At 48.5% G+C, this 23,009-nt stretch carries 20 protein-coding genes and 1 riboswitch; of the genes, 10 read left to right on the top strand and 10 right to left on the bottom strand.

Annotation, left to right across the window (positions count from 1 at the left end; translation table 11 throughout):
* Positions 1-19: 19 nt before the first annotated feature.
* From A3GA_RS0106215 to A3GA_RS0106205, 3 genes are read right to left on the bottom strand one after another with little or no spacing between them, the layout of a single operon-like run.
* Positions 20-1,213, bottom strand: a complete 1,194-nt coding sequence (locus A3GA_RS0106215; RefSeq protein ID WP_018026531.1) for a YncE family protein — start codon at positions 1,211-1,213, stop codon at positions 20-22.
* Between the two features lie 39 nt (positions 1,214-1,252).
* A complete protein-coding gene (locus tag A3GA_RS0106210; RefSeq protein WP_018026530.1) occupies positions 1,253-1,723 on the bottom strand; it encodes a copper chaperone PCu(A)C in 471 nt (156 codons plus the stop codon).
* Positions 1,724-1,755: 32 nt separating this feature from the next.
* Entirely contained in the window at positions 1,756-2,844 is a 1,089-nt protein-coding gene (locus A3GA_RS0106205) for an SCO family protein (protein WP_018026529.1), read from the bottom strand.
* A 126-nt stretch (positions 2,845-2,970) separates the two neighbouring features.
* On the opposite strand from A3GA_RS0106205, the gene A3GA_RS0106200 reads away from it, so the two are divergent.
* On the top strand, positions 2,971-4,806 hold the full coding sequence (locus tag A3GA_RS0106200) for an ATP-binding cassette domain-containing protein (RefSeq protein ID WP_018026528.1): 1,836 nt from the start codon (positions 2,971-2,973) through the stop codon (positions 4,804-4,806).
* Between the two features lie 16 nt (positions 4,807-4,822).
* Here A3GA_RS0106200 and A3GA_RS0106195 read toward each other — a convergent pair whose 3' ends face one another.
* A complete protein-coding gene (locus A3GA_RS0106195; RefSeq protein ID WP_018026527.1) occupies positions 4,823-5,512 on the bottom strand; it encodes an O-methyltransferase in 690 nt (229 codons plus the stop codon).
* A 22-nt stretch (positions 5,513-5,534) separates the two neighbouring features.
* On the bottom strand, positions 5,535-6,614 hold the full coding sequence (gene pyrC / locus A3GA_RS0106190; protein WP_018026526.1) for a dihydroorotase: 1,080 nt from the start codon (positions 6,612-6,614) through the stop codon (positions 5,535-5,537).
* A gap of 327 nt (positions 6,615-6,941) precedes the next feature.
* On the opposite strand from pyrC, the gene panD reads away from it, so the two are divergent.
* The 3 genes from panD (at position 6,942) to A3GA_RS0106170 (ending at position 8,574) form a co-directional block, all read left to right on the top strand.
* Positions 6,942-7,325, top strand: coding sequence for an aspartate 1-decarboxylase (panD, locus tag A3GA_RS0106180; protein ID WP_018026525.1), 384 nt, complete (start codon positions 6,942-6,944; stop codon positions 7,323-7,325).
* A gap of 123 nt (positions 7,326-7,448) precedes the next feature.
* Positions 7,449-7,676 (top strand): HP1242/YdcH family protein, encoded by a 228-nt coding sequence (locus A3GA_RS0106175; protein ID WP_018026524.1) that lies wholly within the window; start codon positions 7,449-7,451, stop codon positions 7,674-7,676.
* Between the two features lie 16 nt (positions 7,677-7,692).
* Entirely contained in the window at positions 7,693-8,574 is an 882-nt protein-coding gene (locus A3GA_RS0106170; RefSeq protein ID WP_018026523.1) for an NRDE family protein, read from the top strand.
* Between the two features lie 53 nt (positions 8,575-8,627).
* On the opposite strand, the gene A3GA_RS0106165 is transcribed toward A3GA_RS0106170, so the two are convergent.
* On the bottom strand, positions 8,628-9,266 hold the full coding sequence (locus tag A3GA_RS0106165; RefSeq protein ID WP_018026522.1) for a YiaD family glycine zipper/OmpA-like lipoprotein: 639 nt from the start codon (positions 9,264-9,266) through the stop codon (positions 8,628-8,630).
* Between the two features lie 152 nt (positions 9,267-9,418).
* Entirely contained in the window at positions 9,419-10,846 is a 1,428-nt protein-coding gene (locus A3GA_RS0106160) for an MFS transporter (protein ID WP_018026521.1), read from the bottom strand.
* Positions 10,847-10,984: 138 nt separating this feature from the next.
* Here A3GA_RS0106160 and A3GA_RS0106155 point away from each other — a divergent pair, with 138 nt between their 5' ends.
* Positions 10,985-11,770, top strand: a complete 786-nt coding sequence (locus tag A3GA_RS0106155; protein WP_018026520.1) for an enoyl-CoA hydratase — start codon at positions 10,985-10,987, stop codon at positions 11,768-11,770.
* Positions 11,771-11,835: 65 nt separating this feature from the next.
* Here A3GA_RS0106155 and A3GA_RS0106150 read toward each other — a convergent pair whose 3' ends face one another.
* Together A3GA_RS0106150 and metH are read right to left on the bottom strand one after the other, a co-directional pair.
* Positions 11,836-12,630, bottom strand: a complete 795-nt coding sequence (locus A3GA_RS0106150) for a helix-turn-helix transcriptional regulator (protein WP_018026519.1) — start codon at positions 12,628-12,630, stop codon at positions 11,836-11,838.
* A gap of 32 nt (positions 12,631-12,662) precedes the next feature.
* On the bottom strand, positions 12,663-16,439 hold the full coding sequence (gene metH, locus A3GA_RS0106145; RefSeq protein ID WP_018026518.1) for a methionine synthase: 3,777 nt from the start codon (positions 16,437-16,439) through the stop codon (positions 12,663-12,665).
* 229 nt (positions 16,440-16,668) lie between these two features.
* Positions 16,669-16,871: riboswitch (cobalamin riboswitch) on the top strand.
* A 41-nt stretch (positions 16,872-16,912) separates the two neighbouring features.
* Here metH and A3GA_RS0106140 point away from each other — a divergent pair.
* Entirely contained in the window at positions 16,913-18,805 is a 1,893-nt protein-coding gene (locus A3GA_RS0106140) for a TonB-dependent receptor plug domain-containing protein (RefSeq protein ID WP_018026517.1), read from the top strand.
* Between the two features lie 81 nt (positions 18,806-18,886).
* Complete coding sequence (locus A3GA_RS0106135; RefSeq protein ID WP_018026516.1) at positions 18,887-19,756, top strand: ABC transporter substrate-binding protein; 870 nt, start codon at positions 18,887-18,889, stop codon at positions 19,754-19,756.
* Here the strand turns inward: A3GA_RS0106135 and A3GA_RS0106130 are convergent.
* Complete coding sequence (locus A3GA_RS0106130; RefSeq protein WP_018026515.1) at positions 19,753-20,673, bottom strand: NAD(P)/FAD-dependent oxidoreductase; 921 nt, start codon at positions 20,671-20,673, stop codon at positions 19,753-19,755. The two genes, A3GA_RS0106135 and A3GA_RS0106130, sit on opposite strands and share 4 nt — an antisense overlap.
* A 77-nt stretch (positions 20,674-20,750) precedes the next feature.
* On the opposite strand from A3GA_RS0106130, the gene folB reads away from it, so the two are divergent.
* Genes folB through queF form a run of 3 tightly spaced genes read left to right on the top strand, consistent with a single transcriptional unit; the run spans position 20,751 to position 22,940 of the window.
* The gene (gene folB, locus A3GA_RS0106125; RefSeq protein WP_018026514.1) at positions 20,751-21,110 is read left to right on the top strand and encodes a dihydroneopterin aldolase; all 360 of its coding nucleotides are present in this window, start codon (positions 20,751-20,753) and stop codon (positions 21,108-21,110) included.
* A 14-nt stretch (positions 21,111-21,124) separates the two neighbouring features.
* Entirely contained in the window at positions 21,125-22,075 is a 951-nt protein-coding gene (gene ttcA, locus A3GA_RS0106120) for a tRNA 2-thiocytidine(32) synthetase TtcA (RefSeq protein ID WP_018026513.1), read from the top strand.
* Positions 22,068-22,940, top strand: coding sequence for an NADPH-dependent 7-cyano-7-deazaguanine reductase QueF (gene queF, locus A3GA_RS0106115; RefSeq protein WP_018026512.1), 873 nt, complete (start codon positions 22,068-22,070; stop codon positions 22,938-22,940). The genes ttcA and queF overlap by 8 nt, the downstream gene beginning before the upstream one ends.
* Positions 22,941-23,009: the final 69 nt, after the last annotated feature.

Raw genomic sequence — 23,009 nt, 5'->3', positions numbered from 1 at the left:
GTATTTTTTTAGCCTATCGCTAGTGGCAAACGCTATTGGTACTGCCCATGCGCAAAGCGGCGCCTTTAATCACACCATGAATCAACAATGGCGCTAATGGCTCTCGGCGACGAATATCATAGCGCAACACTTGCGGCTCACCATCCTCGAGCGTCAGATAAAGTGTTTTACTATCGCCACTCACCCACATATCCGCCACAGCAGCTGGTAGCTCAATTAAGGTCTTATCCTTCGGGTCATCAAAGGACTGAAACTGCAAGGCCTTATCACCGCCCAATATCAGGGTGGTTTCTAGCCAACCGGTGCGGAACTCGCGTGGGGAAAAGTCAACTGTAAAATGCGTGGCTTCCTTGCTTTTCTCAAAGTCAAACAAAGCCACATGGCCGCCCGCATTGGCAAAAAGCGCACGCCTAAAGAATGAATCAATATATGGCCTCACCATGGCTTGATGAGCATCAGCTGAGCCCATGGGCCCGGTACTGTACAAGCGATCCTCATCAATATAGTAAACATAGCCTTCATTAGACCCTGTGGCGCTTAGTGCCATCATGTAGTTACCCGGGGTGACCACCCCACCATCAAAGCCCGAATTGATAGTAAGTCGCTCGGACAAATCCGTGACTGCCCAAGGCGCATCCTCCGCATCGTAGCTCGACCTATGATAGATATGAGGTTTATGTTTGTCTAGTAGCCAGTACGTTCGAGTAAATGAGCTAAATAACAAGCTAAAGCCCTGCTCATCGATAGCGCCAAGATCAAAGGGCGATGAATATAGCTTTAAGGCGCCGGTCTGATAATTCACCAGACCGAGCTGATCACGCATCCCTATCGCTAGCAATGTAGACTGCGGGATAAACACAGCCCGCTGAATCGGTGAAGGTAATGCCACGACACGTTGCAAACGCGTTTTAAGATCATACAAAATCAAGTCCTGAGACTCACTGCTAGCAACCACCATGATGGAGTCATCACGAGAAATTTCGACAATTTCTGGCTTGAGATTAAAATTCAATAAATCAATCTGCTGACCACTTTTAACATCTAACACCGTAATAAAGGCAGACTCGCTATCTACAATAAACAAATAACGCGTTGGATTATATAAACTCAGATGCTCAAGCAGCTGTGGCTCAGTGGCTGCTAACAATCGCTGCGGTTGAGACAGCACCAGCCCGCCCGCAAGCGAGTAGCGAAGAAAATCCCGTCGTTTCATAACAAATTCCTTGATACACCCAAGCCCAACATCACCCGCTTAGTGAGCCATCTTAATACCGGCTGCTTGCATAATCTCATCAATTGACTTAACCATGGCGTCACAACTGGCTTCCGTCCCATTGCTAAATTTAAACGTCATGGTATGGATCTCACCAACCCTAGGCAGTTTCTCCTCTGGAATGCTCATCAGCATCACGTGATCAGCGCCTTTTTTAAACTCTCTTATACCCGCTTCCAGGCTAGGATTAGTCAATGGAATCATGGTCATCACATGGTCTTTTAGCTCCATGGAGTGCAACTCAACGTGTGAAGTAATACTTGGAATCTCCGCCGCAATAATATCCACTGCAGGCCCCTGATGGTGAAAGGTCACAAAGGCGCCAGTCATGGCTTTGCCAGGCAAAACCTCCTGAATCACGCAATTATCCACGCTTGTGACCGTCGTTTCTGCCACTGCTACTTGCGCAAAAGCCACGAGCATGGCACTCAAAAATACACACTTTTTCATATTAACACCTCATTTGCTTAATTTAACTCTGGCTACTGGCTCACTGCGTGTGCCTTAAAACACTGGGCGTAATGACTGAGCCCCTCGGTTTCTTTAATGACCCCGTTTTTAATGGCCACCGCCTGACCATCAACAAATAGTGCATTAAAGGGCAAGCCGATACCACCCAGACGACGTAAAAGCGCATTATCCTCGCTCCGTTGTGGCTGCAAATTTTTTATCGCCTGGGCTTTAAAAAACTCGGCAACCCTTTCTGTCGGTTCATTTAAGTTTAAAGCAATCACCGACATATCATTTTGTGACCCTGCAAACGTATCCAGAATGGGCAACTCTACACGACATGGTGCACACCAAGTGGCCCACAAATTTAATAAGCTCACCCTTGATGCGGGAGCGGAATCAAGTAGTGTCGATAACTCATGGGCTTCTTTAGAGTCAACAAAGCCCTCCGGCAGCTCACAGTTTAGTGCCGGCGTCACTTTCGCAGGCGCTCGCACCGCGGCCTCCGACGTCTGTCTGGCAGATAACATCGCGCTACTAGGATTAGCCTCAGCCTCAGGGCTGCCTAGCACCTCATCGAGCGCCTCTACCAGCCCCTCTACCCCGATCTGATAGTCATACACATCAAGCAGCTCACGATCGGGTCCAATCAAATAGATTAACGCACTGTGATAAACCGCGTAGGACATGCCAGGCGCTGGGTCTTCGATTCGTTTACCATGCAGACTATAGCCATAGGTCGCCCCCAATTGATCGGCAAAGTGCTTGATATTTTCTTTAGTCCCTGATAAACCCACGATACGCTTATCAAAAAAGCCAGTATAAGCATTTAAACGATTTACCTCGTCATTCGTCGGATCAATCGTCACAAATAATGGCTGAATGGCATCCGGATTTTTAATCGCGCGCATGACGGCACCGAATTCATAAAGCGTGGTTGGGCAAATATCAGGGCAGGAGGTGTAGCCAATCGCCATAAGCAAGTACTTACCCGGATAACTTTCATGACTCACGGGACCCTTATTATCAAACAAGTCAAAGCGGATGCTTTGGGCATAAACAGTGCCACTAAGGAATGCTAAAAAGCAGACTAAACTCTTTATAAAAAATGCTCTTATCATCTATGGCTCCAACAACTCAGGCTAACAACGCCACACAGCGCAAGACCTGGTTTTTAACGCAAACATGGCAGTTCCTCTATAATATTAGCTTCTTTTGTGCAATTTTTACTGTTTATACATCGCTTTATGTCAGGACAAGCCCTTATTTCCCTTATCAACGTCAGCCTATCCTATGGTCATCATGCGCTGCTAGACCAGGTCGACTTGATCATTGCTGAAGGCGAGCGCATCGGCTTAATCGGTCGCAATGGCGCCGGTAAGTCTTCCTTGCTGCGTTTAATTGATGGTCGTAGCGAAGCTGATGATGGCGAGATCCAACGCCAAGGTGGTCTTAAGGTCATCACGGTAGAGCAAGAGCCGGACTTAGATCCTGATAAAACCGTACTTGATACGATTGCTGGTGATTACTTAGCGACCGAGGATTGGGCCAAGCCCTCCCGCGCCGAGGCGATTATTGATGAATTAGGTCTCAACCCCGAAGCTAAAATTGCTGGCTTATCGGGCGGCACCCGTAAGCGTATTGCCTTAGCGCGCGCCATTGTTGAACAAGCGGACCTAGTGCTGCTGGATGAACCGACAAACCATCTAGACTTTGAAGGCATTGCCTGGTTAGAACAACAGCTTAAAAGTAGCGGCATCAGCTGCATGATCATTACTCACGACCGTCGCTTTTTGGATAATGTCACTAATCGCATTGTTGAGTTGGACCGCGGTCAATTATTGAGTTTTCCTGGTAACTTTAGTCGCTGGCAGGAACATAAAGCCGAGTGGCTCGCTGCCGAAGCCAAGGCGCAAGAGCGTTTTGATAAGTTTCTAGCGCAGGAGGAAGTCTGGATTCGCAAAGGCATTGAGGCAAGACGTACGCGTAACGAGGGTCGGGTACGTCGCCTTAAGGCACTTAGAGTCGAGCGTCAGGCTCGCCGCGAAGTACAAGGCAAGGTGAACTTTGCCATTGATGCCGGCGATCGCTCCGGCAAAATCGTTGCCGAATTAGAGCATATCTCGCATCGTTTTGGTGACAAGGAAGTGATCAAGGGCTATAGCACCACGATTTTGCGCGGTGACCGTATCGGCCTAATCGGTCCCAACGGTGTCGGTAAAACCACCCTCCTCAAAATCATCTTGGGCCGTTTAGAGCCCACCGCAGGCACGGTAAAGCTCGGCACCAATCTTAATATCGCCTACTTTGACCAAATGCGTGAGCAATTAGATGAAAATGCCAAGCTCACCGAAGTGATCAATCCTGGTAGCGAATGGGTTGAGATTGGCGATAAGCGCCAGCATGTGATGAGCTACTTAGGTGATTTTTTATTCCCACCGGCACGTGCGCAATCTCCAGTTAGCAGCCTCTCCGGTGGCGAGCGAGCGCGTCTCCTGATGGCGCGACTCTTTGCACGCCCCGCCAATGTCTTAGTCATGGATGAACCCACCAATGACTTAGATATTGAAACCCTAGAGCTACTAGAGGAGCTGATTCAGGACTTTAATGGCACCGTCCTACTCGTTAGTCATGACCGCAGCTTTTTGGATAATGTAGTGACACAAACCATTGCTTATGAGGGTGATGGTCATTGGCGCGACTACGTGGGCGGCTATGAGGACTGGTTGGAGCAAAGCGCTGCCGCCAGAGCCACCGCAGCGAGCAAAGATAAAGCCAAGACGCAGCCAAGCATTCAGGCTGAGCTAGCTAAAGACAAACCCAAGGAAGCGCCTAAGCCACGCAGCGCACGCAGCAATCGCATCAGCCCTTGGGAACAAAAAGAGCTAGACCAACTACCCGAAAAAATTGCAGCACTTGAGGCTAAGCAAGCCCAATTATCAGAGCAACTGAGCCACCCGGATACCTATGCCGAGGGCTCAGCCAAAGCACAAGCCATTCAAGAGGAGTTGCTACAACTAAGCGATGAACTGGACACGCTATTTGAACGTTGGGAATTGCTTGAGAGCAAAACAAGCAACTAAGCGATGGCCTATGCGCTTATTTCACAATAGCCATTGAAAAGCCATCCCAGCTCTTTGCACCCACCGTCTGTATGGCGGTCGCATCAAGCTGCGGATGCTGACTCATCAACTCAAAAAAGCTACGTAGCCCCTTGATATTAGACCCGCGTGCGTTTTCATCGATTACCTTACCATGACGCACGACATTATCCCCGATAATCACCGTCCCCGGTCGCGACAGCTGTAAACACAGCTCCAAATAACGTGGATTATTCCCCTTATCAGCATCAATAAACACAAAATCAAAGGGTTCACAGCCCTCATCGATTAGACGCTGCAAGGTATCGGCTGCGGGCCCCTCAAGTACCTCGATTTTATCGCTCATTCCCGCAAATGCAATATTGTCACGCGCAATCGCCACATGCTTTGCATCATAATCTAAGGTGATGATTTTACCGTCCTCGGGCAATGCCAAGCCCATCCAAATGGTGCTATAAGCGGCTAAGGTACCAATCTCTAAGACCCGCTTGGCGGCCATCATCTGCACTAAGAGCTTTAATAACTTACCCTGTGTAGGTGACACATGAACAAAAGGGATCGGGTGCTGCTTTGAGCGCTCCAACACCTCCGCCAATAAACTATCTTGGGCAATTAAATGCTGATAAAAATAGGCATCCACCGCCGCTGCCTGCTGCAAATCCACCATGCGCTTCGCATCTGCTGTCATTTACTACTCCGAGAACGAGTTGTTAAGCTTCAAAGGTCCAGTTTAAGGTGGTACCTGCAGCCAATGGCACGAGGGTATCACCATTAACATAGGGTAGATACGTCGGCACCTCAAAGGCTTGACGCTTTAAGCTAATGGTCTCGGTATTACGTGCTAAACCGTAAAAATCCGCACCATACAGACTGGTGAATCCCTCTAACTGCTCAAGTTTGCCAGCCATATCAAATGCCTGCGCATAAAGCTCCAGGGCATGCAGTGCCGAATAACAACCCGCACAACCACCACTCTGCTCCTTCAGACCGCGCGCATGGGGCGCACTGTCGGTGCCCATAAAAAAGCGTCCTGAACCGCTAGTCGCCGCTTCTACCAGCGCTTGTCGATGCACCTCACGCTTTAAAACTGGCAGACAGTAATAATGTGGCTGCAAACCATTAGTAAAAATAGCATTGCGGTTATACAGTAGGTGTTGCGGCGTGATCGTGGCGGCTACTGGCCCCTCTGCATCCCGCACATAGTGCGCCCCCTCTTTGGTTGTAATATGCTCAAACACCACCTTTAACTCAGGAAAGCGTTGACGCAAAGGCAGCATCACCCGATCAATAAAGACCGCCTCGCGATCAAATACATCAATCGTCGGATCAGTGACCTCACCGTGCACTAATAATGGCATCCCGAGTTGCTGCATCTGTTCCAACACCGCAGAGCAATTCCCCAACAGATCGGTCACGCCAGCGTCAGAATTGGTAGTGGCGCCGGCTGGGTACAGCTTGACTGCGTAAACTAAGCCAGAAGCCTTAGCCCGAACAATCTCCTCGGCGGCGGTGTTATCTGTCAAATACAGTGTCATCAAGGGCTCAAAGCCTAATAAGGAGGGATCCGCCTGCGCATCTGGGGAGTCTGCTAAGGCCTGCATAATACGCTGATGATAGGCTTGCGCCTGCGCCGTGGTGGTGACCGGTGGTACCAGATTCGGCATAATCACAGCGCGTTTAATCTGCTTAGCGGTGTCTGCCACCACATGAGCCAATGCCTCACCATCTCTTAAGTGCAGATGCCAATCGTCTGGGCGTATAAGGGTGATGTTATCCTCACTAATTTGCATAATACATCCTAATCAAAAACAGTAAAAATCTCGAACTGTGGTTATTTTAGCTTTTTAAGCAAGCTTTTAAAAACATTTGTATAATGAATGCCTTACAATATCACGCTTTATCCATCAGCGCTGGGGCAGCTTTACTTGCCCGAGAAGCCGTACCAGAGCGGTTTAACGAGCAATATCAAGCGACAGTTTAGCCGCCGCTTTAAATCAATGCTTGATTAAGCCCGAGTATCGGCGACAGGTTTCGATACAAGGCAAAGACGCCGGATTTTAACCAGCCCCTCAGCGCACACCTTAGCTCCAAGTAATTAACTTAAATCAGAGAAAACTATGATGCGTATTATGATGAACAGCAAAATCCACCGCGCTGTGGTGACCGAAGCCGACTTAAACTATATCGGCTCCGTGACTATCGATCGCGACATCATGGATGCTGTGGGTCTATTAGCCAATGAAAAAGTCGCCATTGTGAACAATAACAACGGCGCTCGTTTAGAAACCTATGTCATTGAGGGCGAGCGCGGTAGTCGTGTAATTTGCCTTAATGGCGCCGCCGCTCGTTTAGTACAAAAAGGTGATGTCGTGATTATCATGTCTTACGTCTATGTGACTGACGAAGAAGCAAAAAATCACCGCCCTAAAGTGGCCATTATGAATCCTGACAACACCATTCAGGAAATTCTTGACTATGAGGCAGAAGCGACCATCAGGTAGTCCTTTTTCATGGATAATATAGGTAGGTGCTGGTGATTGAGCAAGTCATTTCAGTGCTTTCCTAGTTTTTAACAATTGCTACAGCAATTCAGGCTTTTAACTCTTCATAAAGGATATAAACATATGTTCCCTGAATATCGAGATCTAATCGCTAAGCTTCGCCAAGAAGATGCACACTTTGAAAAGCTATTCGATCAGCATAACGAACTTGATCACAAGATCATTCGCATGGAGCAAAATGCGGCTACGGCCATCCATGCAGACTTAGAAATTGATAAGCTCAAAAAAGAAAAGCTTGTACTTAAGGATCAAATTTACCAACTACTACTTAAGGCCGACGGCAAGCACTAGGTCTTGTATTAATTAAATGTGCATCGCCTATCTACGCTTTCAACCAGAGCAAGAGATTGCATTATTTATAGCGGCTAATCGCGATGAATTTCACCGTCGTCCCACGGCCTATGCCGATATCTGGCCAGATCACGATACGATCATTGCCGGTCGCGACTTAGAAGCCGGTGGTACGTGGTTAGGTATGAATCGCCAAGGCGGTGCCGCATTAATTACCAATATTCGCCATCCCATGGCGCTCAAAAGCACCGCGACTAGTCGTGGTGCTTTAGTACTTAATGCCCTGCGACATCATGCGGCAGATCCAGCGCATTGGCACGATGCAGATCCCTTAGCGCAGTGGCTTCAGAAGCAAGGCCCCTTAGACAGCTACAATGGCTTTAATCTGATCTTCGGTGATGCTAAAGCACTTTATTACTTAAGCAATTACGCCCTTATTGCAGCAGATACCTGCTCCCACAAGCAGCATTTACACCCCCTCAAAGCGGGTAGTTACACCCTCTCCAACGCCAATTTATACACCCCATGGCCCAAGACAGAGGCCCTTGGCAAAAGCTTAGCGCAGGTGGATGTATCAGCACTTCGCCCTCATGATTTTCACGAGCCTCAGAGCAGCTTCGTTCGTGATTTTACGGGGGAGGTATTTGCGCGCTTGGCAGATACGCAGCAAGCTGCACCGGAGCGACTACCTCAAACCGGTATTACTAAGGAACTTGAACAACTGCTCAGCAGCCCCTTTATTATCAACCCAGATTACGGCACCCGTAGCTCAAGCATTGTTTTAATCTTCAAGGATGGTAGCAGCTTTCTCGCTGAACGCAGTTTTGACCCTCAAGCGCACATTATCCAGCAACGTTATTTTTTTCAGCGACAGGGAGAAATAGTTTGCGGTCATTAAAAAAGCAGAGCACCTAGGCTCTGCTTAGTATTATGCGATTAACTCAGCGACGCTTATTCAACCGCATACAAGAACAATTCAACACGACGGTTCATACGACGACCCTCGGCGGTATCATTAGACGCAATTGGATCGTTGGCAGCGCGACCCTCAACCATCATACGCCCTTGATCTACGCCCTGACTGGTCAAGTAATTCGTCACTGCAGAAGCGCGGTTATTAGATAGTGGCTGGTTAATTGAAACCGAACCCGTGCTATCGGTGTGACCAACGGACTTCACACGCAATTGCTGATGGGTATTCATCTCAGCAGCAACTTGGTTTAAGACAGGATATAAATCCGCCTTAAGATCGTATTTACCGATATCAAAAGTAGCATTTTCAGGGATATACACCTTGAGACTACCGTCAGGCATCTGAGTCGTTGTAATACCTAACTCTTGACCGCCGGCTTTGTTGATATTGCCACGCAGACGATCCCAGTTATAACCAACAATACCACCTGCTACAGCACCGATACCGGCACCAATACCAGCCGCTTTGGAGCTATCACCGATCAGTGCGCCCAAACCAGCCCCCACGGCAGCACCCACACCAGCACCCGCTGCTGTCTGACCACCTTGAGTGGCACAACCAGCCACTAAGGTCGCTGCTAAAACCATACCACCTAAACGCATTGATTTGATTTTCATCCTATTTCTCCTAGTCTCATATGGTGAAATCCTTGTAACCATAAAATAGCATTACGCAGACTTTTAAATTACCCTTCCGGTAATTGAATCCTCTCATATTATCAAAGCTTAAAGCATTCAACCTTAAGTAATTGTAACTATTCCCACAGCGCCTACTTAAAGCCTGTGCGGGCCGCTTTAGAGAGCATCACAAACACCAAAGGCAGTACCGCAAAACTCAGCAATAACGCAGCCGAGGCTGATTGGGTGCCGGCTAAGTCGCCCCGATTAAAACCTGCCATTGCTACAATCATGCCACCCAAGGCCGTACCCAAAGAGACTGCATACAATTGCACCGTGGTAATGGCACTCGAGGTCTGATTCTCCTGCCCTTTATCGGCAGCCATTAAAATACGCGCCAAGATATGCGACCAAGACATGCCCACCCCTAAGCCAATACCAAATAAAGGAATAATTAATAAGTCGACCAAATGCCATTCGCTACTCAGTGCTTGCCAAGGCATCAACAAGCCTAAAATGAATAAAGAGGTAGCGGAAAGTAAAGGGCTATAAAACAGTAGCTTATTAACCGTCTGGCTCGACTTAGATGCCGTACTGAGCGTACCTACTGTCCACGCCGCAGACATCGATGCTGCCATATAGCCAGCGAATAAGGGACGCAGGCCATGAATATTCTCCAAAAAGTACGGGATAAAAACCTCGGTGGTCACCCCCATACTAAGTAGCAGCACGCCTGCAAACAACGCCCCTACGGGATGCTTCCAAGAATACAGTGCAGTGGGAAATAAAGGCTTATCCCCTGTTAAGTCACTGCGTGCAATAAAAAACAAAATCAGGCCCACCGCCAATAACACCGGTATTCTAAGTAACCACGAATCGCCTAAACTGCCCAAGGACAGAATAATCACGGAAAGGCTCAACAACAGAATCTTAAGCAAAGGCAACTCGCTTTTTGTATGCACATCCATGGCGACCGTTCGCTGGGGCACTTGGCTTAACACCAAGCAAGCTACAACCAAGGCGATTGGCACGGTTGACCAGAGTGCTAGGCGCCAGGCACCGTGCTCGGCAAATAAACCACCGACGGCGGGACCGGTTAGGGTCGACACACCCCACATGGTTGAGATCAATGCCATAGCACGGGACCATAAATGTGCTGCAAAGACCAAGCGCACCGAAGCATAGCTGAGCCCAAGCATCACGCCACCACCCAAGCCTTGGATAGTGCGGCCACACAGCAGAAAAGGCATGCTGGGCGCAAGCGCCGCCAAGATAGAACCCAAGATAAACACAAAAATGCTCAGCAAATAAGCAGAACGTAAACCCAAGCGCTCCATCAGGCGTACGGCCACGGTAGAGCCAATAATCGATGCCGCCACAAATAAGGAGGTATTCCATGCGTAGTAATCAATCCCACCAATATCTCGCACCACCGAAGGCATAATCGTGGTGACGATATAGACATTAATCGCATGCACCGCCACGCCCCCGCACAGTGCAATCGCTCTTAAACCGTTGCGACCACCCAAGAGCTCGGCCCATCCACCCTGTTGTGCGGGATTCTTTAATTGATTAGGCATAATTCATCCAACATTCTAAATCCTATAAAAGATGGGCTATTCTACCAAATTAGGCAGCCTTGGCCGCAGTCAGATATTTACCCTAGGCTTTTGAAAATGCTATGCTTATAAGAATAAAAACAGCCACCAGGAGACAATATGCCCAACGCTGATCAAGCACTGATCCTCACCCGTCGCGAAGAGGACGTGATCACCATTAGCCTAAATCGAGCCCATCAGTTTAATGCCTTATCCGAGGCGCTACTACAGGCTTTAATCGACTACTTAGCACCCTTGCAGGAGGACACGACACTACGTTGCGTGGTGATTGAGGCGCAGGGTCGAGCTTTTTGTGCCGGGCACGATCTTAAGGAGATGCGCAGCAAACCCGATTTAAATTACTACCGTGAGCTATTTACTCGCTGCGGTCAGTTAATGCAGCTAATTCGTGCTTTGCCAGTCCCCGTCATTGCTAAGGTACAAGGCATTGCCACCGCTGCCGGTTGTCAATTAGTGGCGGCGTGTGATTTAGCGATAAGTGCGGACACGGCGAAGTTTGCCGTATCGGGGATCAATGTCGGTCTCTTTTGCTCTACCCCGGCGGTGCCATTAAGTCGTAATGTACCAACTAAGCAAGCCTTTGAAATGCTCTTTACCGGACGCTTTATTGATGCCCACAGCGCTCAACGGTGGGGGCTGATTAATGACGTAGTAACACCCGCCGAGCTTGACGCACGGGTACAGAGTTTAGTCGATGATATTGTCGCCAAAAGCAATGCTGCGGTTCGTTATGGCAAACGCATGTTTTATCAGCAACTTGAGATGCCGCTCGCCGAGGCTTATGCCTATGCGAGCGAGGTAATGGCACAAAATATGATGGAGGATGATGTAGCCGAAGGCATTGATGCCTTTATTCAAAAGCGGGCACCGGTATGGAGCTCCTAGTTAAGAGCTAGCCCCTCATGTTGCAGCATGCGACGAAGGTGTCAAGTCCTATCTCAAGCGGTAGCTTATGAGTGCTTAATTAACATCACTAATTTATAGTCCAGATGCGTGGCCAGTCTGAAGGTGAGTTGTTCAAAGCTTAACTCACCTAATTGCGGATGATTAAAGCTGCGACTGCCACCCTCTCTGGCTTGCACCGCACGCTGCCCCCAAAACTGAGCAAATTCCTCACTGAGACTGCTAAAGCTGTCGAGAAACTCTCGCACCTCATTTTCTTCCATAAAAGGCGCAATATCAGCACGTAGCTCGGCCACTGAACGCCGCGCCCGTTCCTCCCAATCGACGATAATATGGCGCGCCTGGGGCTCTAAGAAAATAAAACGCAGCAAATTCGCAGCGCTTCCCACCTGACAGCTAGGCCAGTTAGCAAACAGATCGTCTAACTGCGGATTAAAATAAAGAATATTCCAATACCTATCCAGAATATAGGCAGGTGTGCTTATCTGTTGCACCGAATCCGCCAAGAACAATGGCAAACTACCGGCGGAGGCCTTTTCCCGATCCGGATCACTTTGCTCAGCGAGTTGAAATAAATAGGCTCGTTCCACCGGGTTTAAATGCAGCGCATCAGCTAGTGCCGACCAAACCTCAGCCGACACTCTCAAGTCACGACCCTGCTCAATCCAGGTGTACCATGTCACACTGATGCCGCTTAATTGAGCCACCTCCTCACGCCGTAGTCCCGGCGTGCGACGGCGCCCATAATTGGGTAGCCCCGCCATACCGGGAGTCACCTTAGCTCGCGCCTGACGCAGAAAATCGCCTAATTCCTTTTGTTTGAGTGAACCAAAACGCGCCATGTTACCCCCCCCTTATCGATTAAAGCTAAACTCTACTCAAGCACGCTGCTAAGCTGACGTTTTGCTTGTCCAAGAGAGATATTGCAACGTTCAGCATAATCATGCAACTGATCATCACCAATGGTGCCCACATTAAAGTATGAAGACTCGGGGTGACTAAAATAAAAACCAGACACACTAGAAGCTGGAATCATCGCATAACTCTCAGTGAGTTGCATACCGATATGCTCAGGCGCCAGCACCTCAAACATTGCCGCTTTGACCGTATGCTCAGGACAGGCTGGATAGCCAGGCGCTGGCCGTATGCCTTGATACTTCTCATCAATCAAGGCTTGATTATCTAAGTGCTCATCCGGCACATAGCCCCAGAGATCGGTACGTACACGATGGTGTAAGGCCTCCGCCAAGCCCTCGGCAAAGCGATCGGCTAGCGCCTTAATCATAATCGATGAATAATCATCGCCCTCGGCCTCAAACCGTGCAACATGCTTTTCAATACCCAAACCACCGGTAACGGCAAACATGCCAATATAGTCTTGGACACCGCTCGCCTTAGGGGCAATATAATCCGCTAAGCATTTATTAGCGATACCAGTACGCTTTTTGCCTTGAGAACGTAGATTGCGCCAAGTCAGTAGTACCTCAGAACGAGACTCATCCGTATACAGCTCAATATCGTCATCATTAATCGAATTGGCAGGATAAAAGCCTACCACGCCACTGGCTGTCAACCAGCGACCGTCAATGATTTTTTTAAGCATGACTTGGGCATTTGCAAATAGCTCTTGCGCCTCTTTGCCCACGACCTCATCCTCTAGAATGGCTGGGTACTTACCGAAAAGCCCCCACGAATTAAAGAACGGTCCCCAGTCAAAGTACTTTACAATCTCCGCTAAATCAAAATTCACGATCTCACGACGGCCAATAAACTTCGGCTTAGGTGGGGTGTAATTGCTCCAATCGATGGCAACCCGATTCGCCCGCGCTTCTTCAATGGAAATCAGAGGATTAGCCTTGCGATTCGCATGACGCTGACGCACCTGTTCATATTCCTGGTCGAGTTTTTCGACAAAGCTATCCACGTCATCAGACACCAGAGCCGTACAAACACCCACCGAACGGCTGGCATCCGGCACATAGATCACTGGTCCCTCATAATTCGGGGCGATTTTAACTGCGGTATGTACACGGCTAGTGGTAGCACCGCCAATCATTAAAGGAATTTTGCGCTCCGTAAAATAAGGGTCGCGTTGCATTTCCGCCGCCACAAACTGCATTTCCTCAAGACTGGGGGTGATCAGACCGGACAGACCAACAATATCTGCATTGACCTCTTTGGCCTTATTAAGAATATCGGCAGCGGGTACCATCACGCCCATATTCACCACGTCGAAGTTATTACACTGCAGTACCACGTCCACAATATTTTTACCAATATCGTGTACATCGCCCTTGACCGTAGCAATTACAATTTTACCCTTGGCGCGTACATCACCTCCGGCCGCTTCAATCTGGCGCTTTTCCTCCTCAATAAAAGGTACCAAATGCGCCACTGCTTCCTTCATCACACGGGCCGACTTGACCACCTGTGGTAGGAACATTTTACCGTCGCCGAACAAATCACCCACAATATTCATGCCGTCCATTAACGGCCCTTCGATCACCTCAATCGGACGACCGCCGGCATTGGTAATTTCCTGACGAACTTCTTCTGTGTCTTCAACAATATAGGTTGTGATGCCATGAACCATGGCGTGAATCAGGCGCTGACGCACTGGCGCTTCACGCCAACTCAGATCCTCCTCTTTACGCACGACATTGCCGCGCACGCTTTCAGCATGCTCCACCAGACGTTCAGTATTAGTTCGGGTATCATGCGGATCGGTTTTACCTACCGGCTCACTGCGATTAAAAATCACATCCTCAACCAAATCACGGGTGAGCTGATCCAACTCGGCATACACGCCCAACATACCGGCGTTAACAATGCCCATGGTCAATCCCTCACGAATGGCATAGTATAAAAAGACGGTATGAATGGCTTCACGCATCACTTCATTACCACGGAACGAAAAACTGACATTGGAAATACCACCGGAAATACGTGCATGCGGCAGATTCTCATGAATCCACTTCACCCCTTCGATAAAGTCCATGGCGTAGCGATTATGCTCTTCTAGCCCAGTGGCAATGGCAAAGACATTGGGGTCGAAAATAATATCTTCCGGTGCAAAACCGACTTCATCAACCAGGATCCGATAGGCTCTTTCGCAAATCTCGATACGCCGTTGCAAATTATCGGCCTGACCCTGCTCATCAAATGCCATCACCACCACGGCAGCACCATAGCGCATACATAATTTTGCATGCGCTTTAAACTCCTCCACCCCCTCTTTCATGGAGATCGAGTTAACGACCGCTTTGCCTTGAATACACTTCAGGCCGGCCTCAATCACCTCCCATTTGGAAGAATCGATCATAATCGGCACCCGTGAGATATCTGGTTCCGAAGCGATGAGATTCAGAAAACGCACCATGCATTGCTTAGCATCTAGCATGGCCTCGTCCATATTAATATCAATAATCTGCGCCCCATTTTCCACCTGCTGGCGCGCCACCGCTAAGGCTTCGTCGTATTTCTCCTCGCGAATCAAGCGTAAAAAAGCCTTGGAGCCAGTTACGTTAGTCCGCTCCCCGACGTTGACAAATAAGCTGTCTTCATCAATATTTAAGGGCTCCAAACCGGACAAACGCGTCTTAATTGGAATCTCTGGCACCTTGCGTGCCGGCACACCACGTACTTGCTCCCGAATGGCAGTAATATGCTCAGGTGTGGTACCGCAACAGCCGCCAACCACGTTAACAAAGCCCGCCTCTGCAAACTCCCTAAGTAAGGAGGAGGTCACATCGGGCGTCTCGTCAAAACCGGTTTCAGACATGGGGTTTGGCAGACCGGCATTAGGATAAACACAGATATAGGTACCGCAGATCTTAGCCAGCTCCGCCACATAAGGGCGCATCAGGGCGGCGCCTAAGGCACAGTTTAAGCCGATGGTCAGCGGTCGCGCATGGCGCACGGAGTTCCAGAAGGCCTCAACCGTTTGACCGGAAAGAATACGACCAGAAGCATCGGTCACCGTACCGGAAATCATCACAGGCAAGCGCACACCACGTTCTTCAAACACCGTCTCAACCGCAAAAATAGCGGCTTTGGCATTCAGCGTATCGAAAATTGTTTCTAATAAAACAATATCAATTCCGCCATCAAGTAAGCCATGGAGCTGCTCCGTATAGGCATCTCTTAATTGGTCGAAGGTGATATTACGCGCACCGGGGTCATTCACATCGGGGGAAATGGAAGCAGTCTTAGGCTGCGGTCCTAAGGCGCCCGCCACAAAACGGGGTTGCTCTGGGGTGCTGTATTTCAACACGGCGGCCTTGGCCAACTCAGCCGAGGCCTTATTCAACTCATAAGCAATCTCTGGCAAATCATAATCACCCTGCGCCACGCGCGTCGCACCAAAGGTATTGGTACTGATAATATCTGCGCCAGCCGCTAAATACTGCTCATGAATGGCAGCGATAATATCTGGACGCACCAGAGAAAGTAGCTCGTTATTACCCTTTACATCCTTATGATGATCGGCAAAACGCTCGCCCCGAAAATCCTGCTCACCCAGTTTGTAGGTCTGAATCATCGTTCCCATCGCCCCATCCAGCAGCAAAATATCATCGCCGCTGAGACGACGGGCAAACTCCGCCCCATGTGTATAAGAATCGATTGGATAAGGCAAGGTTGGATAAGACACGACAAACCCTTTAAAACAAAGAAAAATAAAGTCTTATATTATACGTCAGCCCGCTTCACTAAACACGGCCTAGACTTCGTCTCACACACTTGATGCTAAAGGCACGGCGCTTTAAAAGCAGTTTGGGCTGGTGTGAGCTGATAACATTTTGTTGCTTTTAAACACCACTTATTAGGCGAAAGCCCCTAATTATGAGCCCTCGCCTAATAAAAAAATGAATTTTTGTTACAATACTTGCAGGATTGATGGGTGCTTACGGCTAAATAGAACACCATTCTGTCGCTGCGTAAGTTAAATGGGAAACAGGATGCTCATACTCCACCCACTCCTTTAGGAACTGAGCAAAACTGTGCTGCCCCCGCAACGGTAATGATTAATTTGTCTCCTATCTAATTTTTCAAGCCCGATACCAGCCCGCAATCTACCTGGTTTTTTATCATTATGTGCGGGGTCGCACATTCACAGGATTGTTCATGTTTAAAGTCTCCTCCTTGACGACAGCCTTGGCTGTCGCTTATGTATTTACATCTACTGCAACAGCACAAAGCACCGACACTCAACATACGCAGCCGGAAATTCAACCATTACCACCGCTAGTAGTTATTGCTTCTCGTAGTGCCCAAACCATCGATCGTGCCATTGGTGATATCTCAGTGATTGACGGCGTGCAACTACGTCAATCAACTGACGCTACGATTTTGCGCACGCTAGCACGCCAACCCGGCATCCAAATGTACGATAGTGGCGGTCCGCAGACTACATCAGGTATTTCCATGCGCGGTGCATGGGGTGATCAAAACTTGATTATGCTAAACGGTATCCGCATCAATAATCCGGTGAGCGGTAACAGTATCCCATGGGGCACCCTCAATCCTCGTGCCTTTGAGCGGGTTGAGATGGTTCGTGGTTCTGCCAGCAGTTTATGGGGCTCAAGTGCCATGGGCGGAGTGGTTAATTTAGTGACCGAAGTGGCTCCTGGTGAGATCCGCGACTTTAGCCCCTATGCAGATATTGGCTTTGGCAGCCAGGGTACGGCCCGCAGTGGCGCTGGCTTCTCAGGCGCTGATGGCACCTTTGATTACAGCCTCAATGCGCTTTATGCCAGATCCGATGGTTATAATGCCACCACCAAAGACAATGTCTTTAGCTATCATCCGGACGATGACGGTTATCAGCAACATAGCCTAAGTGGCAGCTTCGGTTGGACCTGGGCGCCTGAACAACGCATTGGTGTGCACTTTTTTAATAGTTATTTAAATGGGGATTATGATGCGGGTCAATTTGATCCCGTCGGTGCCCATGTCAAACAGCGTCAGCAGGTTTACGGTGTTAGCAACAGCAATAAAATCACCGATTGGTGGCAGAGCACCTTGCGCTATGGCTTTGTGAAAACCTCCATGTTTAACAACGGTCCTTTCGGTGACTCAAATAATCGCAACTATCAAAATAGTTTTAGCTGGCAGCATGACTTCAGCCTCACGCCTGATCAAATCATCTCCGTGTTTTATGAAGGCTACAAAGAGCGCATTGCTTCTTCAAGCCAATTTGATAAAAACAAACGCAACACCAATTCCTTTGGTGCGATTTACCAAGGCCATTTTATGGATCGTCATCATGTGCAAGCAAGCATCCGAAACGATCGCTACACAGATTATGGCGCTCGCACGACCGGTAGCTTAGCGTATGACCTGGATATCACAGAGGAAGTCACTGTGGGGGTGGCGGCAAATACTGGTTTTAGAATGCCAAGCTTTTATGATCTCTATGCACCACTTGAATGGGGCTTTAAGGGCAACCCCGAGCTAAAACCTGAAAAATCGCGTAATCTCGAAGCCCATATTAGCTTTGAAAATGAGACTAGCTCAGCCAGTTTACGTGCTTTTCATAGTAAGTACCGTGACTTGATCAATCCCTATGACCTTAGCATGTTCCCAGCTTCTACCAGTAACACGGAAAAAGCAAGCATTCGTGGTATCAGCCTAAATGCCTCCCACGATTTTGGCACTACGCTAATTTACGCAGGTGCAGACTTCTTGGATCACAAGGATGACAGCACTAAAAAGCGTTTATTACGTCGGGCGCGTCAAGTCTATCGTGCTGGTGTAGTACAACGTTATGAACGCTTTGAGTTAGGCGCTGAGTTTATGCACATCGGCTCACGCTTTGATGATAAGGACAACACACCTGAAAAGCGTTTAGGCGGTTATGGCATTGTGAATTTATCTGCCAAAGCGCAACTGAGCAAGGAATTCTCGGCACAACTTCATTGGAATAATGTGTTCGATAAAAAATATGCGCCAAGTCACGGCTATCGCGGCCAAGGCAGCAATGTCTTTGTCAACCTAAGTTGGCAGCCCAAGCAATAATTGTTCCTTAGTTCCTTCAAAAGCTGCTTTAAGTGGGAGTAAAATCTAAGCTTCCCATAAGCAGCTTTTTTAGTTTATCCAATGCAGATAAAACAATGGCTTTGCTTAATTACTTTAAGCTTAAATTTACTCTTTCTCACCACCAAGGCGTGGGCGCTTGAACAGTCGCCTCCACGGCTAATTAGCTTGGCACCACATCTGACCGAGATGGTGTATGATTTAGAGCTGCAACAGCAATTAGTTGCGGTGGATGCGTATAGCAACTACCCAGCAGCAGCTAAAAAGCTACCCCGCATTGGCTCTGGCTTGGAGCCCAATCAAGAGCTACTGCTACGCTATGGTGCGGATATTTTATTAAGCTACTCAAGCTCAGTCAGCATTGAAAAAATCGCCCGCAAGCTCGGCATGAGACTATGGATTTCTCAGCCACAGAGCGTGCCGGCACTTTTTGCTGATTGGCGTCAACTGCTAGCCCTAGCACAAACGGATCCCCAAAAAGCAGCGCTCATCGAAGATAAAATTCAACAGCTCGAAATGGCTTGGCGGGAGATGACTGCCACGTACGCAAGTCGTCAAGGCAAAAGTGTATTTTTTCTGATTGCTGAGCAACCCCTCTACAGTATCAGCGATCAGAGCTTTCTTAGCGCAGCGCTTAAAGGCTGTCAGGCTGAGAATATCTTTGCTGATATCAAGCAAAGCAGTTTTTTAGTCGATCCGGAAGCACTCTTAGTCAAGCGGCCAGAATTTATAATCCACGGCTATCGCAGCGATCAAGCCAATGGCAAACAACTCGCCCAAGCTGCTGTCCTAGCTCGCCTGCAAAAGCTTGGTCTCACTGTGCAAGCCGAGCAGCTAATTAGCGTTGATGTGGATATTTTGCACCGCCCAAGCTTGCGCTTTATCCATACCTTGCCAAGCATCTGTGCTGCGCTTCACAAAGCCACACACTAAACCCCTAAATCCAACGCCCGCTGTATTGCCTTAGCCGCTGTCACCCCATCAGCCATCGCCGTGACCACACAAGGATGCTGCCTTCGTGTGACCTCGCCAATAGCATACAAAGAGGGCACCGCCGTTTGTGCCGTACGAAAATCCACCTCAATGTAGCCTTTATCATCAAGGTCAATGGGTAGCCCCTTGAGCCATTGGGCTTGAGGCTCATAGCCATAAAATACCAAAACCACATCATAAAACTGCTGAGCGACTTTTTTCTGTTGTGGATCAAAGTCATAGTCTCCCACGCTTATTTGCTCAGCCTTTAAACGCGTTAACCAATGGCTTTGTCCACGCAAGGTTCTGGCATACACATGTACTGAGGCTGCGCCACGGTTTAGGGCAAAGACCGCATTTTCTAAGGCATTGTCCCCACCCCCTAATACCGCAACGCGCTTCGCTTTAAAATCGTAATTATTTAAGCGAGCGCCTGCGCCAATCAACACATCATCAAATGACTGACCAACACATTCTGCGGGCACTTTATAATCCACACCAGTAGCAACCACCAGCTTTTTAGCCCTAACATATACTTGCTGCTGAGTTGACGCAACGACTTGTAGCCTAAAGCCCTCCGCCGTAGACTCAACCGACTGCACCTGATGCTGCAACTGCACCTCAATCTCGGCTGCGGCTAAACTATGCACTAAATTAGCTGCAACCTCCTTACCGCTAAGCCCTGGTGCGGTAGGATTCCACTCATCCATAAAGGGATTACGCGCACACATACCGCCAACCTGCTCTGTCGCCTCTAACAACAACACCGAACAGCCCATGCGTTTAAGCCAAACAGCACAGGTAACACCGGCCACACCTGCGCCGACAATGATTGAATCATAAGCAGTCGCTTCCGTAGCAATCGTCTCTGTTCTCATTGTCATAAATCCTTTTCAAACAAGCATTTCTCCGTCCAAGAGACTAAAATATAGCCTAATCACATTGAATCGATACTATGAATACCATTACCATCTTTTTTAAGCGCCTTGCGATTGAGGCGCGCATCGGTGTGTTACCGCGTGAGCTGAAAAACACACAGCGCATTTATGTAGACGTTGAGATCAGCGTCCAACCTACACAAGATGTTAACGATCTTGATATTAAGACTGTGCTTGATTATAGACAGCTCCGTCAAGCCATTATTGAAGAATGCACACGCAAACACGTCCATCTGGTGGAGGCGCTAGGGCAAATGATTACCACTCGCTTACTCAATGACTTTAGCGAAGTGGTGGCGGTTAAACTGCGCATCAGCAAGCCCTCAGCCTTTGATGATTGTGATGCCGTGGGCATTGAGTTTAATGTAAGCCGCTAAGCCACTGTAAGTCTATGAGTATAAACCAAGCTACTTCTACCGTAAATGAGCATGAGTCCGAGCTATCGGAGCGCCAACGTCAGCGTAATAACAAGCTGACTAAAAAAATCATTCGTGAAACAGCCACAGCCATCACCGATTACAACATGATCGAAGACGGTGATAAGGTCATGGTCTGCCTATCCGGCGGCAAGGACTCCTATACCCTACTGGAAGTGCTGCGCACCCTACAAAAGCGTGCGCCAATACGCTTTGAATTGCTAGCGGTCAATCTGGACCAAAAGCAACCAGGCTTTCCAGCGCATGTGCTACCGACGTATTTAAGCAGTATCGGTGTACCCTTTCATATTGAAAATCAGGATACCTATTCCATCGTAAAGCGTGTGATCCCCGAGGGTAAAACCACCTGTTCATTATGCTCACGCTTGCGCCGAGGCATTTTATATCGCGTTGCTGAGGAGTTCGGCTGCAATAAAATCGCCCTAGGTCACCATCGGGATGATATTTTAGCGACCTTTTTCTTAAACCTATTTTATGCGGCAAAGCTCAAGTCCATGCCACCTAAGTTGGTCTCGGATAATGGCAAGCATACCGTTATTAGACCCCTGGCTTATGTCGCTGAGAGCGATATTATTAAATTTGCCGAGTTGCAGAATTTTCCGATTATCCCGTGCAATCTCTGCGGTTCTCAGGAAAATCTCAAGCGGCAGGAAATTAATCGCATGATTCGCCAATGGGAAAAGGAAAGTCCTAAAAAGGTCTGGAATACCTATAAAGCCTTAGCCAATATCGTACCGTCGCACCTGATGGACCGGGAGCTGTTTGACTTTGTCAATTTACGCCCTGATTTTCAAGATAATCCAGAGGGTGATATCGCCTTTGATAGCGAGCCTTTCCCCGACTTAGAAGAGACTCCAACGAAGCAACAACATATTGTTCAACTTATTAGAAAAAGCAATGCCTAAACAAATCTGTGATAGCAACTTGGGGCAAACAACACAGTACCCCAATCAATACGATCCAAGCCTACTCTTTCCCATTGCCCGTGTCGTTACACGTGAGGATTCGCGCGCCGCAAACACGCCTAACTGGATTGGCGCTGATCTTTGGACTGCCTTTGAAATCTCCTGGTTAGACAGTAGAGGTAAACCAGTGGTAGCTATCGCCTCTTTTGATTTTGCAGTGTCCAACCCCTACCTGATTGAATCTAAATCCTTTAAGCTTTATCTAAATTCCTTTAATCAGAGCAAATTCGATGCCCCCGAACAAGTGATCGAGCGCATGACGAAGGACCTCAGCCAAGCGGCTGGTGGCAAAGTCACGATTCAACTACTGTCCCCTCAGTCGTGGCAAGACGCGCAAATCATCGAACCACTCGGTGATTGTGTCGATGACTTAGCGATAAGCATTGATTGTTATGACGCCAATCCGGCCTTACTACAGCTACTCGATAGCGAGACAGACGCAGAAGCGGAACAAGCCGAACAAGCACGCATCCTGTATTCGAACTTATTAAAGTCCAACTGCCCTGTCACCAATCAACCCGACTGGGGCACAGTGATCATTGCCTATCAAGGGCAGACTATCGATCCGGCGGCGTTTTTACGCTATATCGTCTCCTATCGACAGCATAACGGCTTTCATGAGCTCTGCGTCGAAGAGATTTACTGCGATTTAATGAAGTATTGCGCGCCGGAAGCTTTATTTGTTATGGCCCGCTATACACGGCGGGGCGGTTTGGATATTAATCCTTGGCGTGCGAGTAGCCAAGCCATTATCAAAGGAATGGAGCAACTATTGACCCCCTTTAATCGCCTAGCAAGGCAATAAAAACAAGCGCTTTTATCCTTGTATTTCAGGCGCTTAGCACCATCTACTAGACTAGATCAAAGCTAACCA

The organism is Oligella urethralis DSM 7531, from assembly GCF_000372065.1.
In the GTDB taxonomy this organism is placed as follows: Bacteria; Pseudomonadota; Gammaproteobacteria; order Burkholderiales; family Burkholderiaceae_B; genus Oligella; species Oligella urethralis.
Note: the sequence above shows the minus strand (reverse complement) of the source record. Positions and strands in the feature narration are given on the sequence as shown.